A 10,218-nucleotide genomic window follows, 5' to 3' on the forward strand; every position below is an offset into this window, starting at 1 on the left:
GTGTTTCACATGAAACACCCTTTCTTATTTTTGCATCAAAGCCCTTGGTTTTGACGTGATGTTCGCGAAGAAACGTTTGCGTATAAAACACCGCTTGTGAGTAAAATTGGTTAATGTATAATCGCCCACCGCTTTACTCTGAATGAGTTAAGTTAGTTTAATCGTCATTTTTTACATTGTTGGTAAGAGTGCTTTTCTCTGTAGAAAACGCTCGATTTGGGTTCCCTCGCCCCCAAACCAAACTAAAAAGGTATCGCATGAGTAACTTTACCCCTGCGCAGCAGCGCAACGCCCTTATCTATCTGGTTTTATTTCATCTAGTCATTATTGCATCCAGCAATTACCTAGTTCAGCTACCATTTACTATCTTTGGCTTACATACCACCTGGGGTGCATTCACCTTCCCATTTATTTTCCTTGCGACGGATTTAACCGTACGTATTTTCGGTGCTCAGTTGGCGCGTAAGATCATTTTCTTAGTAATGTTGCCTGCTTTGGCTGTCTCTTACTTCTTATCGGTGGTGTTCTTCGAGGGGCAGTTCCAAGGTTTTGGTCACTTAGGGGAATTTAACTTATTCGTTGCTCGTATCGCGATTGCTAGCTTCATGGCGTATCTACTTGGTCAGATTATGGATGTGCACGTGTTCAACCGCCTACGCCAAATGAAACAGTGGTGGGTGGCCCCAACATGTTCAACGCTTTTTGGTAATGCACTGGATACCATCGCCTTCTTCGCGATTGCGTTCTACCAAAGTCCAGATCCATTTATGGCGGAGCATTGGACGGAAATCGCGCTGGTGGACTACGGCTTTAAGTTAGTGATTAGTCTTGGTCTGTTTGTGCCTATGTACGGCGTACTACTGAATTACTTAATTAAGAAGCTAACGGCAGTGAACCCTAACTTTAAAGTTACGACGACGGCATAGTTTTCATCAGTTAATAGCAACAAAGCCGCTTTTGATAGCGGCTTTGTTGTTTCTAAAGCAAATGTACAGCGAAATGAGTATTTAGATCATCGGTGTCTCAAAACTCTATGAGTTGTACATAGGATAATAACGGGTATTAAAAAGGCTCCAGAAGGAGCCTTTGTCATGGGATAACAACCATTAATCAGAGGTAATCGTTAATGGCCAACCGATATCAGTTTGACGGTTGGATTCGATTTCTAGCTCAGCGGCGGTCAACGGGTTGGCCGCTAGCCACTGTGCATCAATGTTTAATGTTAGGTTGTCACCTTCAGCCGTTAATACGACGTTTGGCTCTAAGTTTTGGTTGCGACGGTGAGTCAACAACACCGCTAAGCGCAACAACCGCAGTACGCGCTTGGCACTTGAGCCTGATAACGCGTGTTGCTCAGGCAGTGAGGTGAGTTGTTCTCGATAACGACGGGCAATCTCACCAATAAAGAACTTCTGCGCGCGAGTGTAGCCAGGTAAATCCAAATTCTGGAGTAGGTAAGCACTGTGCTCACCGCCTTTTTTGAAATCGATCGTTAAGCCGATTTCATGCAGCTTTGCGGCGGTTTCAAGCAATATCTTGCCTTGAGGTTCCGTAATCCACTCATCGCCGCCGGCTTGCTCCAACAGTTTGCTTGCCAGTGTCGCAACTTGTTCACCATATTGGTGATCGAGCTGATAACGATTTTGTACGCTGGCAATTGTGCGAGCACGGATGTCTTCTTGACGTAGCTCTTCAACCATCTCGTAGACTAAGCCTTCACGTAGTGCGCCGCCCGCGAGTGTCATCGCGTCGATTTCCAGTAATTCAAAAACGGCAATCAAAATAGATAGGCCGCTAGGGAACACTAACGCACGTTCAAGAGTTAAGCCTTCAATGTCGAGCTCTTCTAAATGATCGGCTAACATGGCTTGCTTCTGCAGGCGTTTCAATTTGGAGTGAGTGATTACTTCGTCCATACCTTGCGCTAGCATTATCTCTTGCAATGCCTGAACGGTGCCTGATGCGCCAACGCACACATCCCAACCGATTTCAGTATAGCGCTCTAGAATTGGCTGGATTGTCTGCTTCGCGCCTTCAATTGCTGCGTCAAAGTTACGCGCATTCAACTGGCGATCTTTAAAGAAGTTTTCCAGCCAAGTCACACAACCCATTTTTAAACTGGTCAGTGCTTTGGCTTCGAAACCTTCACCGATGATGAGCTCGGTACTTGCGCCACCAATATCGACCACAAGACGGCGACCGCTGCCTCCAGAAGTGTGTGCGACACCTTTATAGATAGTGGCCGCTTCTTCTTCACCGGAGATAACGTCGATTTGTTGACCAAGAATCTGGTTCGCTTTCTCCAGAAACACATCTACATTCGTGGCGGTACGTAAAGTGGCGGTGCCTACAATACGAATGTTTTGTTTAGGAATATCCTGCAAGCGTTCCGCAAATAGACTTAAGCAGTCCCATCCTCGCTGCATAGCTTCCATACTAAGAGAATTATGTTCATCTAGGCCCGCTGCTAGACGAACCTTGCGCTTAATTTTAGCCATTGTTTGAACGCTGCCATCGATATGACGCACAACGAGCATGTGAAAACTGTTCGACCCGAGGTCGATGGCGGCGTATAGCGGCGATGATCCTGCTTGACTCATAAACGAACTCAGTTTCCTTTTACGATTGTTTTGGTGCCGATTGACGCGGTTGGCGCGGACGACGTCCTTGCGGCTTGCGGTTACCTGAACCTGAACGAGTACCACCAGTATTCGTACGACGCTGTTGGTTGCGTGGCGCACGCATACGAATTGGTGCTGGCAGATCTTGGATCAGCGCTGACGAATCGTATTCTGAAACTGGGATAGTGTGCTCAATGTATTCTTCGATTGCAGGCAGGTTAATTGCGTACTCTTCACAAGCAAAACTGATCGAGTGGCCGCTTGCACCAGCACGACCGGTACGGCCAATACGGTGAACGTAATCTTCACAGTCGTCAGGAAGGTCATAGTTGAAAACGTGCGTCACTTGAGGAATGTGCAGACCACGCGCAGCAACGTCAGTTGCAACAAGAATGTCGACATCGCCTTTGGTGAATTGCTCAAGAATCTTTTCACGTTTCTTCTGCGGTACATCACCAGTAAGAAGACCGACACGGTGTCCATCGGCAGCCAAGTGCCCCCAAACCGATTCACACTTGTGTTTCGTGTTCGCAAAAATGATGGCGCGATCTGGCCATTCTTCTTCAATCAAAGTTTGAAGGAGGGCCATTTTATCTTCGTTAGAAGGGTAGAAAAGTTCTTCCTGAATGCGGTGACCAGTTTTCTGTTCTGGCTCTACCACAACATGCTCAGGAGTGTTCATGTGCTCAAATGCCAGTTCTTGAACACGGTAAGAAAGCGTCGCTGAGAACAGCATGTTCAAACGCTCTTTTGGTTCAGGCATACGACGGAACAAGAAGCGAATGTCTTTAATAAAGCCAAGATCGAACATGCGGTCGGCTTCATCCAGAACAACGGCTTGAATGTTGTTAAGGTTGAATACGCGCTGTTTGTAGAAATCGATGATACGACCTGTCGTACCAATCAGAATATCGACACCATCTTGCAGCTTATTCAATTGCTTATCGTAGCTTTCACCACCGTAAGCCAAAGCGGTTTTTAGACCAGTGCTCTCAGTTAATGCTTCTGCATCATTGTAAATCTGAATAGCAAGCTCACGTGTTGGCGCCATAATGATGGCGCGTGGCTGCGTAGGTTTACGACCTTCATGCTCCGGTGTCGTCAGAAGGTGGTTGAATGTAGCAGTAAGAAACGCGAGCGTTTTACCAGTACCCGTTTGGGCCTGGCCTGCGATGTCTTGGCCGGTGAGCAGGACCGGCAACGCCAAGGCTTGGATAGGGGTACAAAATTCGAACCCTTTTTTGTCCAATCCTTCAATAACTTGGGGCTTTAAGCCCAAATCGGCGAACTTTTGCTCTGTGATATGCGTCTTTTTCATGGCTATAGAATATCAGCTAAAGCTTGCAATACGAAAGTAAATACATTCCAATAGGGCATCTAATTACTGGTTATCATCCAACCAGTTTCGAAAAACACATTGGAGTGGAAGATGAGTGATAAGATTTTGCAGCTAACTGATGACGGTTTTGAAAACGATGTAATCAACGCTGCAGGCCCGGTTCTAGTGGATTTCTGGGCAGAATGGTGTGGTCCTTGTAAAATGATCGCTCCTATTCTGGACGAAATCGCAGACGAGTACGAAGGCAAACTCACTATCGGTAAACTAAACATCGACCATAACGCAGGTACACCACCTAAGTTTGGTATTCGCGGCATTCCAACGCTACTGCTATTCAAAGACGGCAACGTAGCGGCAACGAAAGTTGGTGCTCTGTCTAAAACTCAACTAAAAGAGTTTTTGGACGCAAACTTATAATCACCAAGTGATTACAGATAAAACCGTGCAAAGTAACAACGCACGGTTTTGTTTTTCTAACTCTGGACTAGAATACTAATTAGTGCTAACTTATCGCGCGTTAATTGAACAAATTTCTCTTCTTGGTCGATCCTGAGACCAAATCCATCTTAACTAGAAAACAGATCTTATTTTGACTAAACAAGAATCCACCACCATGAACCTTACCGAACTGAAGAACAGACCTGTGTCTGACCTTGTAAAACTGGGCGAAAGCTTAGGATTAGAGAACCTAGCTCGCTTAAGAAAACAAGACATCATCTTCGCGATTTTAAAAGCGCACGCTAAAGGCGGCGAAGACATCTTTGGCGATGGGGTTCTGGAAATTCTGCAAGACGGCTTTGGTTTCCTACGCAGTGCAGATAGTTCATACCTTGCGGGTCCGGACGATATCTACGTATCACCAAGTCAGATTCGTCGCTTTAACCTACGTACTGGTGACTCTATCGCTGGTAAAATTCGTCCACCAAAAGACGGTGAACGCTACTTTGCCCTTCTAAAAGTCAATACCGTTAACGACGACAAACCAGACAACGCTCGTAACAAGATCCTATTTGAAAACCTTACCCCTCTACATGCAAATGAACGCATGGTAATGGAGCGTGGTAACGGTTCTACAGAAGACATCACAGCACGTGTTTTAGATTTGGCATCGCCTATCGGTAAAGGTCAACGTGGTCTGATTGTTGCTCCGCCAAAAGCGGGTAAGACAATGCTTCTGCAAAATATTGCTCAAAGCATCGCATACAACCACCCAGAGTGTGAGTTGATGGTACTTCTTATCGACGAACGTCCAGAAGAAGTAACAGAGATGCAGCGTCTAGTTAAAGGTGAAGTAGTCGCGTCGACTTTCGATGAGCCAGCATCTCGTCACGTACAAGTAGCGGAAATGGTAATCGAGAAAGCAAAACGTCTTGTTGAACACAAGAAAGACGTGGTTATCCTGCTTGACTCTATCACTCGTCTCGCTCGTGCTTACAACACCGTAGTACCTTCATCAGGTAAAGTACTGACAGGTGGTGTGGATGCAAACGCACTACACCGTCCTAAGCGTTTCTTTGGTGCAGCACGTAATGTTGAAGAGGGCGGTAGCCTAACGATCATCGCAACAGCACTAGTAGATACTGGTTCTAAGATGGATGAAGTTATCTACGAAGAGTTCAAGGGTACAGGTAACATGGAACTGCACTTGAACCGTAAGATTGCTGAGAAGCGTGTATTCCCTGCAATTGACTTCAACCGTTCAGGTACACGTCGTGAAGAGCTACTGACGAAGACTGATGAACTACAGAAAATGTGGATTCTGCGTAAGATCGTTCACCCAATGGGCGAAATCGACGCAATGGAGTTCCTCATTGATAAGCTAGCGATGACGAAGACCAACGATGAGTTCTTCGATGCGATGCGTCGTCAGTAATAGCTGAGTCCTTATTCTAAAAAAGCCACCGTTAACGGTGGCTTTTTTGTTGCTTTCTCCCGATGGAAGCATCAGAATGAGGAAAATGTTATCGGGAGGTTAACATGCAACAAGGAATGTTGTCGTCATTACTCCTGAGCTTGTCACTTATCACACTACCCGCGACGTTATCTGCCAAGGAAATGCAGGAGTCTGTAGTAGAACAGTGGCTTCAGGATACTCAAATACAGGCTAAAGTCTCTGAACTGCTTGATTACGTTGTCAGGGATGAGGTCGACTCGCTTAAATTTGCCCTTGATCGACTAGCTTTACCTCAACAAGAGGTCGTGCGTTTTCGATTATTGGAAAAGCTTGAGAAGCAAGATGTCATTCTCACGCCTAGAATGGCTCTGTTTGTTGAGTCTCAGATCCGTATGACTCCTACTTATCAGGTTCTAGAGCGAGGGGACGGGTATGAGTTTAGTGTGCCTGCCTTTAACTTTCCTGCCATTGCGAGCCGCTTGATTAAGCGTTGGAAGCAAGACCAAAGTACTTTGGACTTTGTACTACAAGCTGAGCGGAAAGAGCTCGACTTAAAGCAATGGCTTACAGGGCAATCTCAACAAGCTCAAGCGCGTGAAGCACTTTTGATTCGAGAGTTAGACAGCTTATCACCGCATGCGCTTGCCGCATTAACCACTCAGTTAACCAAAGCGAATGTGACCAGTTGGCTACCATCGACAGCCGTGATCGTGAGATTAGCGCAAGTCAGTCAAGATGAGGAAGTGTACAACTTACTCTGGCGGATGAGAGCGGATTACAACAGCCAGTCCGAACTCGAGCGTTTAGCTACGGTTGGGGACGTTTTTTCAATTCAGCAATTGATGAACTCCACCGTTAATCCGTCACTCAAACCAGAAGCTATTAGTCTACTTACAAAATCCAACCCTTTATCTCCGCAAGTGAAACAGTTTCTAGTGAGCAAAATGGCACTATCGGAAGAAGCTACCATGGTCGCTCGAGAGCTGGCGCAGCAAGGGCATCAAACCTGGTTGGAAGAGTTAGTCTCTAACAACCATCAAGTGAAGACCCGGCAGATAGAGCAAGTATTAAAGTAATCTGGCTCACATACCCACACAAAATAGGAGGATCTTAGCGTCCTCCTATTTGTTATACTGCGGACAGTTTAATCAGCCAGTCATGAAGGCCTATGAGTTTTAAGGATTTACGCGAATTTATCGACCACCTAGAACAGAAAGGTCGACTTAAACGCATTGCTCACCCAGTCGATCCCGCTTACGAAATGACAGAAATCAGTGACCGCACCTTGCGTGCTGGTGGACCTGCGCTGTTGTTTGAGAACCCAATTGGCTACGACGTACCTGTTTTGACCAACCTATTTGGTACACCAGAGCGTGTCGCGATTGGTATGGGACGTGAAGATGTTAAAGAATTAAGAGAAGTCGGTAAGCTGCTGGCTTATTTGAAAGAACCTGAGCCACCAAAAGGCTTCAAAGACGCATTGGAAAAATTGCCAGTGTTCAAGCAAGTATTGAACATGCCAGCCAAGCGCTTAAGAAAAGCATCGTGCCAAGAGATAGTGTGGCAAGGTGATGAAGTCGACTTGGACAAAATCCCGGTAATGAGTTGCTGGGCGGAAGACGTTGCACCACTGCTTACGTGGGGCTTAACCGTGACCAAAGGTCCAAACAAGAAACGTCAGAACCTAGGCATTTATCGTCAGCAGAAAATTGCCAAGAACAAAATAATCATGCGTTGGTTAGCTCACCGTGGTGGTGCGCTTGACCTGCGCGATTGGATGGAAACCAATCCAGGTAAACCTTTCCCAGTTTCGGTCGCGTTTGGTGCAGACCCAGCAACCATTCTTGGCGCAGTAACGCCAGTGCCAGATACGCTATCGGAATACGCGTTTGCAGGTTTGCTGCGTGGCAGCAAAACGGAAGTCGTTAAGTCAGTCAGCAATGATTTGGAAGTGCCAGCAAGCGCGGAAATCGTCATGGAAGGCTATATCGACCCAAACGAGTTTGCTGATGAAGGCCCATATGGTGATCACACTGGTTACTATAATGAAAAAGAAAAGCACCACGTGTTTACCATTACGCACATTACCATGCGTAAAGACCCAATCTACCACAGTACCTACACAGGCCGTCCGCCAGATGAGCCAGCTGTATTGGGTGTGGCATTAAACGAAGTCTTTGTGCCGATTCTGCAAAAGCAGTTCCCAGAAATTGAAGACTTCTATCTACCGCCTGAAGGTTGTTCGTACCGAATGGCAGTCGTCACCATGAAGAAGCAGTACCCAGGACATGCCAAGCGCGTAATGATGGGTGTGTGGTCTTTCTTACGTCAATTCATGTACACCAAGTTTGTTATTGTGTGCGATGAATCGGTAAACGCGCGAGATTGGAATGATGTCGTTAAAGCCATGTCAGAGCATATGGACCCTGTACGTGATACCTTGATGATAGATAACACGCCAATCGACTCGCTCGACTTTGCTTCACCAGTGGTTGGGCTTGGCTCCAAAATGGGCTTGGATGCGACCATTAAATGGGATGCTGAGCTGGCGACGCGAACCGAGGTCACTGAGCGAGACAGCAAAGCGATTACCGAAGCAGAACTGAATGAGTTGAAACAGCAACGCCCTGAGATTGTTGACGTCTATCTTCCAGTTACAGCAAACAACCAATTTGCTGTCGTAACTATGAAGAAAGACCAAGCTGGTCAATCCCAAGAATTGATGGAATATCTATGGGGCTTCTTTGCTCAGTACACGGATAACAAATTCATCATTTTGTGCGACGATGACGTTAATGCACGAGATTGGAATGACATCATTTGGGCGGTGACAACTCGAATGGACCCAGATAGAGACACGATTCAAGTGCTTGGTAAGACTGAGAGTTCATCCAAATTAGGACTGGATGCGACCAACAAGTTCGAATCTGAAGTCACGCGCGAGTGGGGTACGCCTATCAAAAAAGATCCTAAACTTGTGGCTAAAGTCGATGAGATTTGGGACCAGTTAGGTATTCTATGAGTCATCAAGTCCACCTTCTACCAATGGACGTTACGTTTCCAGTAAAAGAAGGGGAGACGGTGCTGGAAGCTGCGCTCAACAACAATATTTGCTTCCCACACCGTTGCCAAGTTGGCGCTTGCGCCATGTGCATGTGTAAAAAGCTAACGGGCGAGGTGAGCTATCACCTCGAACCTATGCTAACCGAAAAAGAGCAACAGCAAGGTTGGATATTCCCTTGCCAAGCCTATACAGAAAGTAATTTAGTGCTTACTTTTGACGAGTAAGCGAGAGGAACACCATGACCATCCAATGTAAAGTAAAGTCTATTCAGCCGTTAGCTTGTAATACTTACCAAATCCTTCTTCATCCAGAATCACCAGTGCCTTTTAAAGCGGGTCAGTACCTAATGGTGGTGATGGGTGAAAAAGACAAACGTCCTTTCTCTATCGCGAGCAGCCCTTGCCGTCATGAAGGTGAACTTGAACTGCATATCGGTGCGGCGGAACACAACGCTTACGCTCAAGAAGTTGTCGAAGCAATGCAAGCGGCGCTTGAAACTGATGGTCAGATTGAAATTGATGCCCCGCATGGTGACGCTTGGGTTCAAGAAGAAAGTGAACGTCCACTATTATTAATTGCTGGTGGTACAGGTTTTAGTTACGTGCGCTCGATTCTGGATCACTGCGTCGCGCAGAATAAAACCAACCCTATCTATCTATATTGGGGTGCGCGCGATAACTGCCAACTTTATGCAAAAGAAGAACTGATCGAGATCGCCGATAAGTTTACTAACGTTCACTTTGTTCCAGTTGTAGAAGAAGCACCTGCTGATTGGCAAGGTAAGGTTGGTAACGTGCTACAAGCGGTGAGTGAAGATTTCGAAAGCTTAGAAAACTACGATATCTATATTGCAGGTCGATTCGAAATGGCTGGCGCAGCACGTGAACAGTTCACTCAGAACAAGAAAGCGAAGAGCGAACGTATGTTCGCAGACGCGTACGCATTCATTTAAATATGGCTTGTGAGGCAGAAAAAGAGGGTTTTTTACCCTCTTTTTTGCTTTTTTGATGAAATAGTCATCGAACAGTCGGTTTTTCCCATTTTTTTCCAAAAAAGGGTTGCGAACGGATCTGAGTTCCCTATAATGCGCATCCACCGACACGGCAGAGGCGATAAGGCTTCAGCAGGGTCGGAGAGGTAAAAAGCTTCTGCGAAAATAAAATTGAAAAAGTGTTTGACACTGCCAATTAAATCGCTAGAATGCACCTCCGCTTTGAGAGAAAAACTTCTCGTAAAGCAAGCTCTTTAACAATATAGACCTATCAATCTGTGTGGGCACTCGTTGATGATAATCCAATTA

At 46.1% G+C, this 10,218-nt stretch carries 9 protein-coding genes; 7 read left to right on the top strand and 2 right to left on the bottom strand.

Features of this window, described 5'->3' with window-relative positions; genetic code table 11:
* The first annotated feature begins 257 nt into the window (after window positions 1-257).
* Window positions 258-926 carry a 7-cyano-7-deazaguanine/7-aminomethyl-7-deazaguanine transporter gene (locus NB463_RS17195; protein ID WP_005397008.1) on the top strand — a complete coding sequence of 223 codons (669 nt, stop codon included), beginning with the start codon at window positions 258-260 and terminating at the stop codon, window positions 924-926.
* A gap of 180 nt (window positions 927-1,106) precedes the next feature.
* Here the strand turns inward: NB463_RS17195 and gppA are convergent, their stop codons facing one another.
* Together gppA and rhlB are read right to left on the bottom strand one after the other, a co-directional pair.
* Window positions 1,107-2,600: a guanosine-5'-triphosphate,3'-diphosphate diphosphatase gene (gene gppA / locus NB463_RS17200; RefSeq protein ID WP_258431744.1), complete on the bottom strand. Its 1,494-nt coding sequence runs from the start codon at window positions 2,598-2,600 to the stop codon at window positions 1,107-1,109.
* A 19-nt stretch (window positions 2,601-2,619) separates the two neighbouring features.
* Entirely contained in the window at window positions 2,620-3,939 is a 1,320-nt protein-coding gene (gene rhlB, locus NB463_RS17205; RefSeq protein ID WP_005397003.1) for an ATP-dependent RNA helicase RhlB, read from the bottom strand.
* Between the two features lie 111 nt (window positions 3,940-4,050).
* Here rhlB and trxA point away from each other — a divergent pair, with 111 nt between their 5' ends.
* From trxA to fre, 6 genes are all read left to right on the top strand, one after another.
* On the top strand, window positions 4,051-4,377 hold the full coding sequence (gene trxA, locus NB463_RS17210; RefSeq protein ID WP_004745500.1) for a thioredoxin TrxA: 327 nt from the start codon (window positions 4,051-4,053) through the stop codon (window positions 4,375-4,377).
* Between the two features lie 196 nt (window positions 4,378-4,573).
* Window positions 4,574-5,833, top strand: a complete 1,260-nt coding sequence (rho, locus tag NB463_RS17215; protein WP_005378757.1) for a transcription termination factor Rho — start codon at window positions 4,574-4,576, stop codon at window positions 5,831-5,833.
* Window positions 5,834-5,937: 104 nt separating this feature from the next.
* Window positions 5,938-6,930, top strand: a complete 993-nt coding sequence (locus tag NB463_RS17220) for a hypothetical protein (protein ID WP_005398448.1) — start codon at window positions 5,938-5,940, stop codon at window positions 6,928-6,930.
* Window positions 6,931-7,022: 92 nt separating this feature from the next.
* Window positions 7,023-8,876, top strand: coding sequence for a 4-hydroxy-3-polyprenylbenzoate decarboxylase (ubiD, locus tag NB463_RS17225; protein WP_145533199.1), 1,854 nt, complete (start codon window positions 7,023-7,025; stop codon window positions 8,874-8,876).
* Window positions 8,873-9,142, top strand: coding sequence for a 2Fe-2S iron-sulfur cluster-binding protein (locus tag NB463_RS17230; RefSeq protein WP_054868319.1), 270 nt, complete (start codon window positions 8,873-8,875; stop codon window positions 9,140-9,142). The genes ubiD and NB463_RS17230 overlap by 4 nt, the downstream gene beginning before the upstream one ends.
* Before the next feature lie 14 nt (window positions 9,143-9,156).
* The gene (gene fre / locus NB463_RS17235) at window positions 9,157-9,870 is read left to right on the top strand and encodes an NAD(P)H-flavin reductase (protein WP_074190854.1); all 714 of its coding nucleotides are present in this window, start codon (window positions 9,157-9,159) and stop codon (window positions 9,868-9,870) included.
* The last annotated feature ends 348 nt before the right edge of the window (window positions 9,871-10,218 follow it).

The sequence above is a fragment of the Vibrio sp. RM-41-2B genome, from assembly GCF_024744415.1.
Taxonomy (GTDB): domain Bacteria; phylum Pseudomonadota; class Gammaproteobacteria; order Enterobacterales; family Vibrionaceae; genus Vibrio; species Vibrio diabolicus.

Bases quoted from the DNA above. Each gene is read 5' to 3' on its own strand.
- NB463_RS17195 (WP_005397008.1), top strand. From the start codon at position 258: ATGAGTAACTTTACCCCTGCGCAGCAGCGCAACGCCCTTATCTATCTG.
- gppA (WP_258431744.1), bottom strand. From the start codon at position 2,600: ATGAGTCAAGCAGGATCATCGCCGCTATACGCCGCCATCGACCTCGGG.
- rhlB (WP_005397003.1), bottom strand. From the start codon at position 3,939: ATGAAAAAGACGCATATCACAGAGCAAAAGTTCGCCGATTTGGGCTTA.
- trxA (WP_004745500.1), top strand. From the start codon at position 4,051: ATGAGTGATAAGATTTTGCAGCTAACTGATGACGGTTTTGAAAACGAT.
- rho (WP_005378757.1), top strand. From the start codon at position 4,574: ATGAACCTTACCGAACTGAAGAACAGACCTGTGTCTGACCTTGTAAAA.
- NB463_RS17220 (WP_005398448.1), top strand. From the start codon at position 5,938: ATGCAACAAGGAATGTTGTCGTCATTACTCCTGAGCTTGTCACTTATC.
- ubiD (WP_145533199.1), top strand. From the start codon at position 7,023: ATGAGTTTTAAGGATTTACGCGAATTTATCGACCACCTAGAACAGAAA.
- NB463_RS17230 (WP_054868319.1), top strand. From the start codon at position 8,873: ATGAGTCATCAAGTCCACCTTCTACCAATGGACGTTACGTTTCCAGTA.
- fre (WP_074190854.1), top strand. From the start codon at position 9,157: ATGACCATCCAATGTAAAGTAAAGTCTATTCAGCCGTTAGCTTGTAAT.